This window comes from Sphingopyxis sp. P8 (genome assembly GCF_020622175.1).
GTDB classification, from domain to species: domain Bacteria; phylum Pseudomonadota; class Alphaproteobacteria; order Sphingomonadales; family Sphingomonadaceae; genus Sphingopyxis; species Sphingopyxis jiangsuensis.
The window spans coordinates 412,231-428,975 of sequence record NZ_JACNMK010000001.1 but is presented as its reverse complement, the minus strand read 5'-3'; the positions used below and the strand labels follow the sequence as shown (position 1 = coordinate 428,975).

Annotated in this window: 14 protein-coding genes; 6 read left to right on the top strand and 8 right to left on the bottom strand. The window is 63.3% G+C overall.

Going from position 1 to position 16,745, the window contains the following annotated elements; all coding sequences use genetic code 11:
• Window positions 1-46: 46 nt before the first annotated feature.
• Window positions 47-1,846, top strand: a complete 1,800-nt coding sequence (locus H7692_RS02130; protein ID WP_227339699.1) for an acyl-CoA dehydrogenase C-terminal domain-containing protein — start codon at window positions 47-49, stop codon at window positions 1,844-1,846.
• Between the two features lie 45 nt (window positions 1,847-1,891).
• Window positions 1,892-3,385 carry a phospholipase D-like domain-containing protein gene (locus H7692_RS02125; RefSeq protein WP_227339698.1) on the top strand — a complete coding sequence of 498 codons (1,494 nt, stop codon included), beginning with the start codon at window positions 1,892-1,894 and terminating at the stop codon, window positions 3,383-3,385.
• Between the two features lie 17 nt (window positions 3,386-3,402).
• Here H7692_RS02125 and H7692_RS02120 read toward each other — a convergent pair whose 3' ends face one another.
• The 5 genes from H7692_RS02120 to H7692_RS02100 all read right to left on the bottom strand — a co-directional run bounded on the left by H7692_RS02120 (window position 3,403) and on the right by H7692_RS02100 (window position 8,790).
• On the bottom strand, window positions 3,403-4,254 hold the full coding sequence (locus tag H7692_RS02120; protein WP_222136105.1) for an HpcH/HpaI aldolase/citrate lyase family protein: 852 nt from the start codon (window positions 4,252-4,254) through the stop codon (window positions 3,403-3,405).
• A gap of 102 nt (window positions 4,255-4,356) precedes the next feature.
• Window positions 4,357-4,806, bottom strand: coding sequence for a MaoC family dehydratase (locus H7692_RS02115; protein ID WP_222136106.1), 450 nt, complete (start codon window positions 4,804-4,806; stop codon window positions 4,357-4,359).
• 132 nt (window positions 4,807-4,938) lie between these two features.
• Window positions 4,939-6,882, bottom strand: a complete 1,944-nt coding sequence (locus H7692_RS02110; protein WP_222136107.1) for an acetyl/propionyl/methylcrotonyl-CoA carboxylase subunit alpha — start codon at window positions 6,880-6,882, stop codon at window positions 4,939-4,941.
• Entirely contained in the window at window positions 6,879-7,184 is a 306-nt protein-coding gene (locus H7692_RS02105) for a hypothetical protein (RefSeq protein WP_222136108.1), read from the bottom strand. Before H7692_RS02105 ends, H7692_RS02110 begins: the two co-directional genes overlap by 4 nt.
• A gap of 10 nt (window positions 7,185-7,194) precedes the next feature.
• On the bottom strand, window positions 7,195-8,790 hold the full coding sequence (locus H7692_RS02100; protein ID WP_261312237.1) for a carboxyl transferase domain-containing protein: 1,596 nt from the start codon (window positions 8,788-8,790) through the stop codon (window positions 7,195-7,197).
• A gap of 206 nt (window positions 8,791-8,996) precedes the next feature.
• Here H7692_RS02100 and H7692_RS02095 point away from each other — a divergent pair, with 206 nt between their 5' ends.
• The gene (locus H7692_RS02095; RefSeq protein WP_222136110.1) at window positions 8,997-11,075 is read left to right on the top strand and encodes a M13 family metallopeptidase; all 2,079 of its coding nucleotides are present in this window, start codon (window positions 8,997-8,999) and stop codon (window positions 11,073-11,075) included.
• A 21-nt stretch (window positions 11,076-11,096) separates the two neighbouring features.
• Here H7692_RS02095 and H7692_RS02090 read toward each other — a convergent pair whose 3' ends face one another.
• Genes H7692_RS02090 through H7692_RS02080 form a run of 3 tightly spaced genes read right to left on the bottom strand, consistent with a single transcriptional unit; the run spans window position 11,097 to window position 12,885 of the window.
• The gene (locus tag H7692_RS02090; protein WP_222136111.1) at window positions 11,097-11,384 is read right to left on the bottom strand and encodes a hypothetical protein; all 288 of its coding nucleotides are present in this window, start codon (window positions 11,382-11,384) and stop codon (window positions 11,097-11,099) included.
• Window positions 11,381-11,719, bottom strand: coding sequence for a hypothetical protein (locus H7692_RS02085; RefSeq protein ID WP_227339697.1), 339 nt, complete (start codon window positions 11,717-11,719; stop codon window positions 11,381-11,383). Before H7692_RS02085 ends, H7692_RS02090 begins: the two co-directional genes overlap by 4 nt.
• Complete coding sequence (locus H7692_RS02080) at window positions 11,716-12,885, bottom strand: isovaleryl-CoA dehydrogenase (RefSeq protein ID WP_227339696.1); 1,170 nt, start codon at window positions 12,883-12,885, stop codon at window positions 11,716-11,718. The genes H7692_RS02085 and H7692_RS02080 overlap by 4 nt, the downstream gene beginning before the upstream one ends.
• Window positions 12,886-13,018: 133 nt before the next feature.
• Here H7692_RS02080 and cysD point away from each other — a divergent pair, with 133 nt between their 5' ends.
• From cysD to H7692_RS02065, 3 genes are read left to right on the top strand one after another with little or no spacing between them, the layout of a single operon-like run.
• Complete coding sequence (cysD, locus tag H7692_RS02075) at window positions 13,019-13,924, top strand: sulfate adenylyltransferase subunit CysD (RefSeq protein WP_227339695.1); 906 nt, start codon at window positions 13,019-13,021, stop codon at window positions 13,922-13,924.
• A complete protein-coding gene (cysN, locus tag H7692_RS02070) occupies window positions 13,924-15,825 on the top strand; it encodes a sulfate adenylyltransferase subunit CysN (RefSeq protein WP_222136115.1) in 1,902 nt (633 codons plus the stop codon). The genes cysD and cysN overlap by 1 nt, the downstream gene beginning before the upstream one ends.
• Window positions 15,826-15,830: 5 nt before the next feature.
• Window positions 15,831-16,577 carry a 3'(2'),5'-bisphosphate nucleotidase CysQ gene (locus H7692_RS02065; RefSeq protein ID WP_222136116.1) on the top strand — a complete coding sequence of 249 codons (747 nt, stop codon included), beginning with the start codon at window positions 15,831-15,833 and terminating at the stop codon, window positions 16,575-16,577.
• The last annotated feature ends 168 nt before the right edge of the window (window positions 16,578-16,745 follow it).

The window sequence follows — 16,745 nt, the reverse complement described above, 5'->3', positions numbered from 1 at the left end:
CGGGCAAGCTATATTCTCTCACCGCTGATTTTCAGAAAGTATCCGCATGCCTGTTTATCGCGCCCCCGTTCAGGACACGCTTTTCCTGATCAACGATGTCCTCGGCATCGAACGTTATGCCAATCTGCCGGGCTTTCAGAATGCGACCCCCGACATGGTCGAGGCGGTGCTCACCGAAGCGGGCAAGTTCTGCGAAGAGGTGCTTTTCCCGATCAACCAGTCGGGCGATCTGGAGGGCTGTACGCGTCATGACGACGGGTCGGTCACCACGCCTGAGGGCTTCAAGGAAGCGTATAAGGCCTATTGTGATGCCGGCTGGACGCTACTCACCCAGCCCGAAGAGTTTGGCGGACAAGGCCTCCCGCACATTGTCGGCTTTCCGGTCGAAGAGTTTCGCATGGCCGCCAACCAGGCGTTCGCCATGTATCCAGGTCTGACCCAGGCCGCGATTGCCGCCATTCTCGTCAAGGGCTCGGACGAGCAGAAGGCAACCTATGTCCCCAAGATGGTGTCGGGTGAATGGGGCGGGACGATGAACCTGACCGAACCGCACTGCGGCACCGACCTCGGCCTCATCCGAACGCGCGCGGTGCCGAACGGCGACGGCAGCTATGCAGTCACGGGCACCAAGATCTTCATTTCGTCGGGCGAGCATGACCTGACCGAGAATATCGTCCATCTCGTGCTCGCAAAGACCCCCGACGCGCCCGACAGCGTGAAGGGGATTTCGCTCTTCATCGTCCCCAAATTCCTTATCAACGCCGACGGCAGCCTTGGCGAGCGCAACAGCCTGTCGTGCGGGTCGATCGAGCACAAGATGGGCATCCACGCCAACTCGACCTGCGTGATGAATTACGACGGTGCGACCGGCTGGATGGTGGGCGAGGAGAATAAGGGTCTCGCCGCGATGTTCGTGATGATGAACGCGGCGCGCCTCGGCGTGGGTATCCAGGGGTTGGGACAGGCCGACATCGCGTTCCAGAATGCCGTCGCCTATGCGCAGGACCGTCGTCAAGGGCGTGCGCTCACCGGCCCCCAGGATCCGCAGGAAAAGGCCGATCCCTTGTTCGTGCACCCCGATATTCGCCGGATGCTGATGGATTCGAAAGCCTTTGTCGAAGGACTGCGCGCACTGTGCATCTGGGGCGCACTGCAGGTCGACCTGTCGCATGCCGCCGCAAGCGAAGAGGAGCGGCAGCAGGCCGATGACCTCGTCAGCCTGCTGACGCCGGTGATCAAGGGCTATGGCACCGACAAGGGCTATGAAGTCGCGACCAACGCGCAGCAGGTGTTCGGCGGCCACGGCTACATCGAGGAACATGGCATGAGCCAATATGTCCGCGATGCGCGCATCACGATGATCTACGAGGGCGCGAACGGCGTGCAGGCGATGGACCTCGTCGGTCGCAAGCTTGCGCAGAGCGGCGGCCGCGCGGTCCAGCTTCTCTTCGCGACGATTGACGCCGAATGTGCCGACGCGAAAGACGGGCCGCTCGCCGATTTCGCGACGCGCCTCGAAAAGGCGAATGGCGAGCTCAAGGCGGCGACCATGTGGTTCATGCAAAATGGCATGACCAACCCCGACAATGTCGGTGCGGGTGCGTATCATTATATGCATGTTATGGGGATCGTTTCCCTAGGACTCATGTGGTTGCGGATGGCGACGGCGGCGCAGGCGGCGCTCGACGAAGGGCGCGGCAGCAAGGCGTTCCTCGAAGCGAAGCTCGTCACCGCGCGCCATTTCGCCGAACGCTTCATGCCCGACGCCGGCGCGCTGCGGCGCAAGATCGAGGCGGGAAGCGAAGCGATGATGGCGCTGACGCCGGAGCAGTTTCACGCGGCCTGACCGCCCGGCACGCAACCATCGCCGCCGCCATGCGTGTCGGCGGCGATGACCGATACTGTCCCCCCCATCGTCGCCGAGGGGCGCAATTGCTGGCGAATAGAAGGCGCCGACGCGGCCCGCCTGATCGTCGATGCCGCCGACTATTACGCGCTGCTTGCCCGCCTGATGGATGGCGCAAAAGAGCGCGTGCTGTTGATCGGCTGGGATTTCGACCCGCGCATCTCGCTGTTGCCGGGCAGCGACGGCAAGGGCGAATCGCTCGGCCATTACATGCTCCGCCTGGCGAAAGAGCGCCCCGACCGCGACATCGACATTTTGCGATGGAGTTTCGGCGCGCTCAAACATTTCGCGATCCCGCGCATCCTCGCGATGGTCCTGCGCTGGAAAGTGACGCGGTCGATCAGCTTCCGGCTCGACAGCGCGCATCCCGTGGGATGCAGCCATCATCAGAAGGTCGCGGTTTTCGACGACCATCTCGCGGTGTGCGGCGGGATCGACGTGGGCTCGCGTCGCTGGGACACGCGCGCACATCGCGACGACGAGCCCTGCCGCGTCGCGCCCGACGGCGCCACTTACATGCCGTGGCACGATTCGACGATGATGCTCGCGGGCAGGGTCGGCGAAGCGCTCGCCGAACTCGGCAACGAGCGCTGGCAGCGCGCGACGCGCAAACCGCTGCGCGATCTGAGCGGCGTTGGCGAGAATTGGCCCGACGACCTCGATCCGCATTTTCGCAACGTCGACGTTGCGATTTCGCGCACACGCGCCGAATATGACGGGTGCGAGCCGGTGCGTGAGATCGAGCAACTCTATCTCGACATGATCGCGGCAGCCAGGCGCTTCGTTTATATCGAAAATCAATATTTCACCTGCGCGACCATCGCGGCCGCAATCGCCGAACGCCTCGACGAAGACGACGCGCCCGAATTTGTCCTGGTGATGCCCGCGACTGCCGACGGCTGGCTCGAGCAAAAGGCGATGGACGCCGCGCGCGTCGTGCTGGCCCGCCAGATCGCGAAAGCGCGCCACGGCGACCGGCTGCGCATCTATGTCCCGCGCACCGCAGGCGGCCAGCCCATCTATGTCCATTCCAAGACGACGATCATCGACGACCGCGTGATCCGTGTGGGGTCGGCGAACCTCAACAACCGTTCGATGGCGCTCGACAGCGAATGCGATGTCACCATCGACGTCGGCCTTGCCGCCAATCGCGATGTCGGTCCGACCATCCGGATGCTGCGCGAATCGCTGCTCGCCGAGCATCTGGGCGTCGATCCGGACGATGTTGCGCGGCGTTTCGACGCGTGTGGCTCGCTCATCGAAACGGTTGAATCGCTGCGGGGGAAGGGGCGGACGCTCGACCGCCTCGACCTGACCGCACCCGGCCCGCTCGACGAGTTCATTGCGGAGAATGAACTGCTCGACCCCGCCAGTCCCGACCAGATGTTCGAAGGCTTTGCCGCGCGCGGACTTCGCAAGCATTGGCGGCGCGGCAAGAAATGGGCGAAACGCCACCGCCCATTTCGCGGCAAGCGTTAGCGGCCAGGGTCAGAACCCTAGTCGGCAAGCGACAATATGTGCAGCGCCTGCTTGAGATGCGGCGCATCGACCATCTTTCCGTCGACCTGCAACACGCCCGCGCCGGGGCTTGCGGCAAAGGCGTCGACAATCGCCTGCGCGCGGTGGACCTCTTCGACAGAGGGGGTGAAGGCAGCGTTGATCGGTGCCACCTGCGACGGGTGGATCGCCATCATGCCGGTAAAGCCATCGCGGCGCGCGCGGGCGGCATAGGTTGCGAGGCCGGCTTCATCCTTGATCGCCGGAAATACGGTGTCGATGGCGGCTACGCCCGCCGCGTGCGCGGCAAAGAGCGTCAGAGCGCGGACGACGCGATAAGGGTCGGTGTAATTTCCATCATCCTCACGGCTCGTCGCCGCACCGATGGCGGCAGGCAGGTCCTCCGCGCCCCAGGTGAGGCCAACGAGGCGGCTCTTTGCCTCGCGGTAGCTGCCGAGCGTGAAGACCGCCGTTGGGGTTTCGGTCGCAATCGGCAGGATCGCGGGAAGCGATGCCGCATCGCCGCCTTCGCTGCGCAGGATGGTATCGAGCTGCGCGATGCTCGGTGCGCCCTCGGCCTTCGGGAGCATGATCGCGTCGGGGCGTGCGTCGACGATGGCGGCGACGTCCGCTGCCGTCATATGCCCGTCGAGCGGGTTGACGCGAACGAGCGTGAACACCGCGCGCGCGCCCGCAAGATAATCGGCGACATGGCCGCGCGCGGCCTCCTTGTTGGCGAGCGCAACCGAATCCTCGAGGTCAAGGATGATCGCGTCGGCGCCCGAAGCCGCGGCCTTGGCGAAACGCTCGGGGCGGTCGCCCGGGACGAAGAGGAGCGAGCGGAGTCTCATGCCATCACCTATGCCGTTCGGGTCGAGCGAAGTCGAGACATGCGAGGGGTCAGTGATTCTCGACTTCGCTCGAACCAAGGGTCCTGACCCTAAGAGGACGAATCAGTCTTTTCGCTTGATCAGCGCCGAGCGTTCGCACTGGCACACAATTTCGTCGCGCTGGTTGATCGCCTTGTGCAGGAAGGTGACGATCCCGGCGTTGGGCCGCGATTTCGATTCCTTGAGCGCGATCACCTCGCTCGTCGCGCGGAGCGTGTCGCCGATGAACACGGGCTTGGGCATCACGAGCTTGTCATAGCCGAGGTTCGCGACGAGCGTGCCGAGCGTCGTGTCGCCGACCGACAGCCCGACCATCAGGCTGAAGGTGAAGGTGCCGTTGACGAGGATCTGCCCGAACTCGGACGCCTTCGCCGCTTCGACGTCGAGGTGCAACGGCTGGGGATTGTGCGTCATCGTCGTGAACAGAAGATTGTCGGTTTCGGTCACCGTGCGCCGGATGTCGTGGGTCAGCGTGTCGCCGATGGTCCATTCGTCGAAAAATTTGCCGGCCATTCTTTAGCTCCCAAAAATCGTGATGCTGAGTTTGTTACAGCATCCATGGCCTGTTCTTTCGTCTGGCGCGGCGTTGAACGTAACGACCGGCGATGGGCCCCGGATCAAGTCCGGGGTGACGAACAACAGGGTCTATTCTTCTGCCGCGTCGATCTTCACCAGCAGTGCCTCGACCTGCACCTGCGCCCCGGCGACCGCGTTGAGTTCGGCCACCACCCCGTCGAAGGGCGCGGTCAGGCTGTGCTCCATCTTCATGGCTTCGAGGGTGAGCAGTTTCTGGCCCTTCACGACAGTGTCGCCCGCCGCGACTTCGACCGCGATGATCTTGCCGGGCATGGGGGAGAGGATTGCGCCGTCGCCCGCCGTGCCGGCGGTGCCGCCATGGAAACGCGACTCCAGAGTGAAGCGATGGACAAACCCCTCGCCCAGTCGGCTCCATGCGTCGCCATAGCGGCCGTAGTGCTTGTTCCGATTGCCAAGAAGCGGTTCGGCCAGCCTGACGCTGGTGGGCTCGCCATCGACGGTCATCCGGATCAGGCGGTTGGGAGCATTGTTTAGTCGAAAACCAAATAAGCTATTCAGTCGTGAACTATTGTGCACCGACCAATCGAGAGAGCCATCGGGCCTTTGAAGCGGCGATCGCATTGGATCGCCGCTCTCCGCTCGGAGCAGGTTCAAGACGCCTGCGCTCTTCTCGGCATCGTCAACAGGGGGCGCGGTAGTCAGTGCATCCACTTTGCGCTGGATCAATCCTGTATCGAAATTGCCCGCTATGAAGTCCTCGTCCAGAAGGCATGAGCCGAGAAACGCTGCATTGGTTTTGACGGGCCAAACCTGAACTTGGCGAACAGCTTCAAGCAATCGATATCCGGCCGCGTGTCGATTTGGCCCCGATGTGATGAGCTTGGCGATCATCGGATCATAGTAGGGCGAGATCAAATCACCTAGTTCGACGCCCGAGTCGATGCGGGCTCGATAACCCAAGTCGAACTCGACGAGCGTGCCAGTGCTTGGAAGAAAACCCGTTGTAGGATCCTCGGCATAAAGCCGCGCCTCCATCGCCCAGCCGTCGATTGCGAGCTCGTTCTGCGCCAGCGGGATCGGCTCGCCGCTGGCCACGCGCAATTGCCATTCGACAAGGTCGACGCCGGTGATTTCCTCGGTCACCGGATGTTCGACCTGCAACCGCGTGTTCATTTCCATGAACCAGATGCGGTCGGCGCGCAGGCCTTCGGACGCGTCGGCGATGAACTCGATCGTTCCCGCGCCGACATAATCGACGGCTTTTGCTGCGCGTACCGCGGCGGCGCACAGCTCGGCGCGCGTCGCTTCGTCCATGCCGGGAGCAGGGGCCTCCTCGATCACCTTCTGGTGGCGGCGCTGGAGCGAGCAGTCGCGCTCGAACAGATGGACGACATTGCCGTGCGTGTCGCCGAATATCTGCACCTCGATATGGCGGGGGGTGAGGATATATTTCTCGATCAGCACATGGTCGTTGCCGAACGATGCCGCCGCTTCGCGCTGGCACGAGGCGAGCGCGTCGGCGAAGTCGGCGGCGCTGTCGACCTTGCGCATCCCCTTGCCGCCGCCGCCAGCCACGGCCTTGATCAGCACGGGGTAGCCGATTTCGGCCGCCTGTTCGGCGAGATAGTCGGGGTCCTGATTTTCGCCCATATAGCCGGGGGTGACGGGCACCCCTGCTTCGGCCATCAGTTTCTTGGCGGCATCCTTCAGTCCCATCGCGGTGATGCTGGCGGGATTGGGACCGACCCAGACAAGCCCGGCGTCGACAACCGCTTGCGCGAATTCGGCATTTTCGGAGAGGAAGCCGTAGCCCGGATGGATCGCCTGTGCGCCGCTCGCCTTCGCGGCGGCAATGATCTTCTCACCCACCAGATAGGACTCACGCGTCGGCGACGGCCCGATATGCACCGCCTCGTCGGCTTGCCGGACGTGAAGCGCCTTTGCATCGGCGTCCGAATAGACCGCGATGGTCCGAATGCCCATTTCGCGCGCGGTACGAATGATCCGGCAGGCAATCTCGCCGCGATTGGCGATGAGGAGGGATTGGATCATGCGTTGGTGCTCACTTCGAAATGCAGGACTGTCGGTTCCTGCTCGATTAAAAAATCCGCGTCGAAATCATAATATTTCGCAGCGTCGAGCGGGCTTCCGGCGAAGGCTTCGATTGCCTGGTAACTATCCCAGAACGTCAGCATTTCGAAATGAACCAGCGCACCGTCTTCTCTTGTCAGACACCACGCACCGCGATTGCCGGCGATCGACCGATAATCCGGAATCGCGACTTCGATCATCAGCCTGCGGTAGGCGTCGGACTTTTCGCGGGGAACGATACCGTGCCAGCGACGGGCAATCATTGCAGCATCCTTACATTCTGAACACGCCGAACCCGCGGTCTTCGACCGGGGCGTTCAGCGTTGCGGCGAAGGCGAGGCCCAGCACGTCGCGCGTCTGCGCGGGGTCGATGATGCCATCGTCCCACAGCCGCGCGGTGGCGTGATAGGGATTGCCTTCATCCTCATATTTCTGGCGGATCGGCGCCTTGAAGGCTTCGGCTTCCTCCGCCGTCCATTTGTCGGCGTCGCGGTGGACGGTCGCCAGCACGCTCGCCGCCTGCTCGCCGCCCATCACGCTGATCCGCACATTGGGCCAGGTGAAGAGGAAGCGGGGCGAATAGGCGCGGCCGCACATGCCGTAATTGCCCGCGCCGAAGCTGCCGCCGATCAGCACCGTGATTTTCGGCACGGTGGCCGTTGCCACGGCTGTCACCAGCTTTGCCCCATGTTTTGCAATACCTTCTGCCTCATATTTCCCACCGACCATGAAGCCGCTGATATTCTGGAGGAAGAGCAGGGGAATGCGGCGCTGCTGCGCCAGTTCGATGAAATGCGCGCCCTTGACCGCGCTCTCGCTGAACAGCACGCCATTGTTGGCGAGGATCGCGACGGGGATGCCCCAGATGTGCGCGAAGCCGCAGACGAGCGTGCTGCCGTAGTTCGCCTTGAACTCGTGAAACTCGCTGGCATCGACGATGCGCGCGATCACCTCGTGGACGTCATAGGGGGCGCGGACATCCTCGGGGATGATGCCGTAGAGCTCTTCGGGGTCATATTTGGGCGGGCGGGGTTCTCTAATCCCGTTCGCATCGAGCGAAGCCGAGATGCCCATCGCACGCGCATGACCGCCCGGTGTCTCGACTTCGCTCGACACGAACGGACCAGAGAGGTGCGACATAATATCGCGCACGATCGTCAGCGCATGTTCGTCATTCTCGGCGAGATGGTCGACGACGCCCGATTTCTTCGCGTGCAGATCGCCGCCGCCAAGGTCTTCGGCGCTGATCTCCTCGCCCGTTGCGGCCTTCACGAGCGGCGGTCCGGCGAGGAAGATCGTGCCCTGGCCCCGCACGATCACCGTCTCGTCCGACATCGCGGGCACGTAAGCGCCGCCCGCGGTGCAGCTTCCCATCACGCAGGCGATCTGCGGGATGCGCTTTGCCGACATATTCGCCTGGTTGAAGAAGATGCGCCCGAAATGGTCGCGGTCGGGAAATACCTCGGCCTGATGCGGCAGGTTCGCGCCGCCGCTATCGACAAGGTAGATGCAGGGCAGGCGGTTCGCCTCGGCAATCTCCTGCGCGCGGAGATGCTTCTTGACCGTCATCGGATAATAGGTGCCGCCCTTTACCGTCGCGTCGTTGCAGACGATCATCGCCTGCCGTCCCGACACACGGCCAATGCCGGCGATCATCCCCGCGCCGGGGACTTCGCCGCCATACATGTCGCACGCCGCGAGCTGGCCGATTTCGAGAAAGGGCGAGCCCGGATCGAGCAGCCGCTCGACGCGCTCGCGCGGGAGCAGCTTGCCGCGGCTCGTATGGCGTTCGCGCGATTTTTCGCTGCCCCCAAGCGCCGAGGCGGCAACCCGCGCCCACAGATCGTCGCGAAGCGCGCGATTGTGCATCGAACGCGCCTGCGTTGCCGCGTCGTCGGCGTTATAAAGCGTCGTAAGATCCGGTGCGGCCACTGCTCATCTTCTCCCATCCAAGGCTGCGGGTTAGCCTGTCGCTGGTCGATTGGGAAGCACCGCCCGGCGAATTTGGTTGGCATTGAAACGAACTGGCGAGAGGGCTATCGCTCCCGTAACTTTCCAAAACCATAGGGTAAAAGATGAGACATTCCGTACTTGCCGTCCTTTTGGCGACGACCGCGATCGCAGTGGGCACCGCAGCCTGCACCAGCGCCGAAAAGGAGTCGGTGTACACCGTCGGAACCGAGCTTGGCATCAGCAAGACGGCCATGGACACCTCGGTCAACCCGGGTGACGATTTCTACGCCTATGCGAACGGCAATTGGCAGAAAACGACCGAAATTCCCGCCGATCGGTCGTCGATCGGTTCCTTTTACATCGCGTTCCTCGAGACCGAGAAGCGTAACCGCGAACTCGTCGAGGCGATTCTGAAGGGCAAGCCGGCCGAGGCCAGCAACGAGGCGCGCATCGCGTCCTTCTATAACGCCTATATGGACACCGCCGCGATCGACGCTGCCGGAATGAAGCCGGTCGAGGCCGATCTGGCGCGTTTTTCGGCAATCGCGGACAAGGCCGGCCTTGCAAAGGTTCTGGGTGAGCAGGCACGCGTCGATGTCGATCCGCTCAACTTCACCGATTTCCATACCGAGAATCTGTTCGGCCTGTTCGTGACCCAAGGGCTTTCGACGCCGGGCGAGGTGCTCCCCTATATGCTGCAGGGTGGACTCGGCCTTCCCGAGCGCGAATATTATCTGTCGGACGACCCGAAGATGGGCGAGATCCGCGCGGCCTATCGCGCCTATATTGTCCACCTGCTGACCTTGTCGGGCATCGCCGATGCCGAGGCCAAGGCGGCACGGATCTATGACCTCGAAACGAAGATCGCGCGCGCGCACGCGCCGCGCGAAGAGAGCGAGGATTTCACCAAGTCGGCCACGGTGTGGACGCGCGCCGATTTCGACAAGAAGGCGCCGGGACTCGATTGGCAGGCCTATTTCGCGTCATCCAACCTCGGCAAGGCGGGCAAGTTCGCCGCCTATCACCCCGCCGCCATCACGCGCCTGTCGAAACTGGTCGCAAGCGAGCCGCTCGACGCCTGGAAAGACTGGCTCGCCTTCCATCAGATCAACATGCACACCGATGTGCTGCCGACGAAACTCGATCAGGCGCATTTCGCCTTTTACGGTACGACCTTGTCAGGGACGCCCGAACAGCGCAGCCGCGACAAGCGTGCGCTGGCGGCGTTGAACCAGTACCTCGGCGACGCCGTGGGCAAGGCCTATGCCGATAAATATTTCCCGGCCGCGGCAAAGGCCGAAGTCGGCGACATGGTCGAAGGCATCAAGACCGCCTTTGCCAAGCGCGTCGAAACGATCGACTGGATGGCACCCGCAACGAAAAAGGAAGCGATCAAGAAGGTCGAAACCATCGTCGTCGGGGTCGGCTACCCCGATACATGGCGTGACTATGGGCGTTTCAACGTCGGGAACAGCGCTTATGCCAACGCCGTCGCGGGCGAAAAGGCCGAAACGGCGCACCAGCTTGCCAAGATCGGCAAGCCGATGGACCGCGACGAATGGTGGATGACGCCGCAGACGGTCAACGCGATCAACCTGCCCGTGCAGAACGCGCTGAACTTCCCCGCCGCCATCCTTCAGCCGCCCTTCTTTAACCCCAAAGCCGATCCCGCGTATAATTACGGTGCGATCGGCGCGGTTATCGGCCACGAAATCAGCCACAGCTTTGACAATAATGGCGCGGCCTTCGATTCGACCGGCGCGCTGCGCAACTGGTGGACCGACGCCGACCTCCGGAAGTTCGAGGAAGCAGGCCAGGCGCTCGCCGAGCAATATGACCAGTACAAGCCGTTCCCCGACCTCGCGATCAACGGCAAGCTGACGCTGGGCGAAAATATCGCCGACGTTGCCGGGCTGCAGGCGGCCTATGACGCCTATCGCGCGTCGCTGGGCGGCAAGGAGGCGCCGGTCATCGACGGCTTCACCGGCGACCAGCGTTTCTTCATTGCCTTTGCGCAGACCTGGGCGACAAAGATGCGCGACGCCGCGCTGCGCCAGCGCGTTGCGACCGACGGCCACGCGCCGGGCATGTATCGCGCGCTGACGGTCCGAAACCTCGACGCCTGGTACAAGGCGTTCGACGTCAAGCCGACCGACAAGCTGTATCTGCCGCCCGAAAAGCGCGTCCGCGTCTGGGGCTGAGTGGGCGAACGGGCGGGGCGGTCAATCCGCTCCGCCCTTTTCCTTTCCGCCCTCAGGTCGGTCCTTGCGGATCAGGTAGCGATAAACGCCGACACAGTTGATCGCGAGCAGCGCGATATTCTGCCATCCGATGCCTTCGCTGTCGTCCTGAAGAAAACCCCATGCGATGAGCGCCATGCTGCTCGTCACGAACACGACAAACGCCCACCCGGTCCATCGCCGACCGAGGTTGAGCGAGACGATGAGCGCGGCGAACGTCGCCGCCCCGGCGCCATAATATTGCAGCGCGTCGAGGATGGTCTGGTTCACAGCGCGCCCGCGATGGTGAGGATGCCAGCACCCGCCAGCAGCAGCCACATGGGGTGGCGCAGTCGAAGATACGCAGCATTGACCAACCCGGTTCCGAGCCAACCGCCGCCGATGAGCAAGACGAGTCCACGCGGTGTTGCCGGCCACGCCACCGCGGCCGCGCACAGCAGCATGAGCACCGCCGTCGCGTGCCACGCAAATCGTGCCGCGCGGACCGCAAAGTCCTGGGGCTCCAAGCCAGCCAGAAGCGGCGCCAGCAGGCGGCGCTCACCGATAAGCGAATGGACCAGCGCGGCCGCCACCATCGCGGCGGCGGCCAGCGCGGTCAGCGTCATGCACCCGCGCCGATCAGCTCGCGACCGATGAGCATGCGGCGAATTTCGTTCGTGCCCGCGCCGATATCGAGCAGCTTGGCGTCGCGCCAATAGCGCTCGACCGGCCAATCCTTCGTATAGCCCGCGCCGCCGAGCGCCTGGATCGCCTCGCCTGCGACCTTCACCGCGCTCTCGCTGGCGAGCAGGATCGCGCCCGCCGCATCGAAGCGCGTCGTCTGGCCGGCGTCGCACGCCTTGGCGACGTTATAGACATAGGAGCGCGCCGAATTGAGCGCGACATACATGTCGGCGACCTTCGCCTGCATCAGCTGGAACGAGCCGATCGGCTTGCCGAACTGCTTGCGCTCGCGGACATAGGGAATGACCGTGTCGAGGCACGCCTGCATGATGCCGAGCTGGAGCCCCGCGAGCACCACGCGTTCATAGTCGAGCCCCGACATCAGCACGCCGACACCGCCATTTTCGGGGCCCATCACCTGGTCCTCAGACACTTCGCAATCGGTGAAGACCAGCTCGGCCGTGGGCGAACCGCGCATCCCGACCTTGTCGATTTTCTGGCCGATACTGAAGCCCGGCATATCCTTTTCGATCAGGAAGGCGGTAATTCCTCGCGATCCCGCTTCGGGCGAGGTCTTGGCATAGACGACCAGCGTGTCGGCGCAGGTCGCGTTGGTGATCCAGAATTTCGTTCCGTTGAGGACGTAGCCGCCCTGAACCTTGTCGGCCTTCAGCTTCATCGACACGACGTCGCTGCCCGCGCCGGCCTCCGACATGGCGAGGCTGCCGACATGCTCGCCCGAAATGAGCCTGGGCAGATATTTCGCCTTCTGCTCGGGATTGGCCCAGCGACGGATCTGGTTGACGCAGAGGTTCGAATGCGCGCCATAGGAGAGGCCGATCGCGGCGCTCGCGCGGCTCACTTCCTCGACCGCGATCACATGTTCGAGATAGCCGAGCCCGAGCCCGCCGAACTCTTCGTCGACAGTAATGCCGTGCAGGCCAAGGTCGCCCATCTGCGTCCAGAGTTCGTCGCGCGGGAACCAGTCCTCGGCGTCCGCCTTCGCCGCGAGCGGCGCAATCTGCTCGTCGGCAAACCGGGCGGTCGTTTCGCGTATCATTTCGGCCGTTTCGCCGAGTGCAAAATCGAATTCGGGGGTGGCGCGCATATTGTCCTCTTTATCTGGTTTCAAATGCGACTAGCAGGCTAGCCGGAGGAGTTGAAGGGGACACAAGAATGGCTTGCATGACGAAAAGTCCATACAGCTTGCCTGTCACCCGCATGCACGGCAAGGGCAAGGCATGACCGATACGTTGACCCATCTCGACCGGCTCGAGGCCGAGAGCATTCACATCATGCGCGAAGTGATGGCCGACGCGGCAAAGCCCGTGATGCTTTATTCTGTCGGCAAGGACAGCGCGGTGATGCTGCACCTTGCCCGCAAGGCCTTTTATCCCTCGCCGCCGCCGTTTCCGCTTTTGCATGTGGATACGACGTGGAAGTTCAAGGCGATGTACGAGCTGCGCGACCGCATGGCGGCCGAGAGCGGGATGGAGTTGATCGTCTATCAGAACCCCGACGCAAAGGCGCGCGGGATCAACCCGTTCGATCACGGTCCGCTGCATACCGACATGTGGAAGACCGAGGGACTCAAGCAGGCGCTCGACCTTCACGGATTCGACGTTGCCTTTGGCGGCGCGCGGCGCGACGAGGAAAAGAGCCGGGCGAAGGAGCGCATCTTTTCCTTTCGCACCGCGAGCCACGGCTGGGACCCGAAGAAGCAGCGGCCCGAGCTGTGGAACCTCTACAATTCCCGCAAAGCGAAGGGGGAGAGCATCCGCGTCTTCCCGATCTCGAACTGGACCGAGCTCGACATCTGGCAATATATCGCGCGCGAGAATATCCCCATCGTGCCCCTCTATTTCGCCGCGCCGCGCCCCACCGTCGAGCGCGACGGCCTGTTGCTGATGGTCGACGACGAGCGATTCCCGCTCAACGAGGGCGAGGTTCCGGTCGAGCGTTCGGTACGCTTCCGCACGCTTGGCTGTTACCCGCTGACCGGCGCGGTCGAGAGTGAGGCGGCGACGCTCTCCGAAGTCATCCAGGAGATGCTGCTCACCACCACGAGCGAACGGCAGGGGCGCATCATCGACAAGGATGGCGGCGATGCGTCGATGGAGAAGAAGAAGCAGGAGGGGTATTTCTGATGACCGACCCCATCTATGTCACCGATGCCCTGATCGCCGAGGATATCGACGCCTATCTCGCGCGGCACGAACAGAAGTCGCTGCTGCGTTTCATCACCTGTGGCAGCGTCGATGACGGCAAGTCGACGTTGATCGGGCGGCTGCTCTACGACAGCAAGATGATCTTCGAGGACCAGCTCGCGGCGCTCGAGGCGGACAGCAAGCGCGTCGGCACGCAGGGGCAGGAGATCGATTTCGCGCTGCTCGTCGACGGCCTTGCCGCCGAGCGCGAGCAAGGGATCACGATCGACGTCGCCTATCGCTTTTTCACGACCGAGAAGCGCAAGTTCATCGTCGCCGACACGCCGGGGCACGAGCAATATACGCGCAACATGGTCACCGGCGCTTCGACCGCCGACCTTGCGGTCATCCTGATCGACGCGCGCAAGGGCGTGCTGACCCAGACGCGGCGGCACAGCTTTCTCGCGCACCTGCTGGGCATTCGGCACATCGTGCTCGCGGTGAACAAGATGGACCTCGTCGGCTATGACAAGACGGTCTTCGAGCGCATTCTGCTGAGCTATCGCAGTTTTGCGAGCGAGATCGGGATTACCGATTTCACCGCCATCCCGATTTCGGGCTTCAAGGGCGACAATATTACCGCGCTCTCGTCCAACACGCCCTGGTACAAGGGGCCGACGCTGGTCGAGCATCTGGAAGGTGTCGAAGTTGCCGCGCAGCGTGACGTAAATTCCAATTTTCGCTTTCCGGTTCAATGGGTTAATCGCCCAAACCTTGATTTTAGAGGCTTTTCGGGGCAGATCGCGGGCGGATCGGTCAAGCCGGGCGATGCCGTGCGCGTCCTCCCCAGCGGCAAGCAAACGACGATCGAGCGCATCGTGACCCTCGGCGGGGACCTCGATGAAGCGGTCGCGGGCCAGTCGGTGACGCTGACCTTTGCCGACGAGGTCGATTGCTCGCGCGGCGATGTCATCGCGGCAGCAGACAATCCTCCGCAGGCGGCCGACCAGTTCGAGGCGACGCTGGTGTGGATGGCCGACGAGGCGATGATCCCCGGACGCGCCTATTGGCTGAAGCTCGCGACGCAGAGCGTTTCGGCGACGGTGCAGGCGCCGAAGTACGAGATCAACGTCAACACGCTCGATCACCTGGCGGCGAAGACGCTCGAGCTGAACGGCATTGGCGTCGTCGAGGTGACGACCGACAAGCCGATCGTCTTTGAATCCTATGCCGACAACCATATGCTCGGCGGTTTCATTCTGATCGACAAGCTCACCAACGCGACGGTTGCGGCGGGCATGCTGCACTTCAGCCTGCGCCGCGCGCAGAATGTCCATTGGCAGGCGAGCGACATCAGTCGCGAGATGCGCGCCGACATGAAGAACCAGAAGCCCGCCTTGCTCTGGTTCACCGGATTGTCGGGGTCGGGAAAATCGACGATTGCCAACCTTGTCGAGAAAAAGCTGCACCGGATGAACCGGCACAGCTTCCTGCTCGACGGCGACAATGTCCGCCACGGGCTCAACCGTGACCTGGGATTCACCGAGGCCGACCGGATCGAAAATATCCGCCGCGTCGGCGAGGTCGCCAAGCTGATGACCGACGCCGGACTGATTGTCATCACCGCCTTCATCTCGCCCTTCCGCGCCGAGCGCGAGATGGTGCGCGCGATGCTTCCCGAGGGCGAGTTCATCGAGGTGTTCATCGACACCCCGCTCGAGGAAGCCGAACGCCGCGATGTGAAGGGCCTTTACAAGAAGGCGCGCGCCGGACAGCTCAAGAACTTCACCGGCATCGACAGCCCCTATGAGGTTCCCGAAAGCCCCGAGATCCGCATCGACACCACGGCCATAACGCCCGACGAAGCCGCGGACCTGATCATCGACCGGTTGCTGGGATAAGCGCGATGGGGGAGAGCGACGAGCAACTGGCCGAACGGCTGGCGCGCCAAGCAGGACAAATCCTGCTCGATCTGCGCGCGCGCGGCGATCTCGACGGCAAGGCGCTCGGCAAGGCGGGGGATGAGCAGGCCAATGCCATGCTGTGCCGCGAACTGCGCGCCGCGCGACCCGGCGACGCGCTTTTGTCCGAAGAGGAGAAGGACAATGTCGCGCGCTGCGCGCAAAGCCGCGTGTGGATCGTCGATCCGCTCGACGGCACGCGCGAATATGGCGAGGGGCGCAGCGACTGGGCGGTGCATGTCGCGCTTGCAATCGACGGCATCGCCACCGTCGGCGCGGTCGCGCTGCCGGGCCTCGGGTTGACATTGACATCGGGTGCGCCGCCCGCGCTCCAGCCCGCGAACAATCCGCCCAAAATGCTCGTCAGCCGGACGCGTCCCGCCGCCGAAGCGGTGTTCGTCGCCGAGCGGATCGGCGCCGAACTGCTCGCCATGGGATCGGCAGGCGCAAAGGCTATGGCGGTGGTGCTTGGGCAGGCCGACATCTATCTCCACACCGGCGGCCAATATGAATGGGACAATTGCGCGCCGGTCGCGGTTGCGCAGGCCGCGGGCCTCCACGTCAGCCGCGCCGACGGGGCGCCGCTGCGCTACAACAACCGCGACACCTATCTGCCCGACCTGCTGATTTGCCGAAAGGAACTGGCGGATGAGGTGCTGCGCGTTGCAGGTGAATATCGCCCCGCTTCTTGATCGTCATCCCGGCGAAGGCCGGGATCTCCTCCTAGCGGATCGGCGCACCGGCGAGATCCCGGCCTTCGCCGGGATGACAAGATTGGGTGTTACGCTCCAACCTGTCGGTATTTTTCGAGCCTGGGCGATTGCCTCCACCGTCCCACCATCCTATTCCGTTTCATCGAG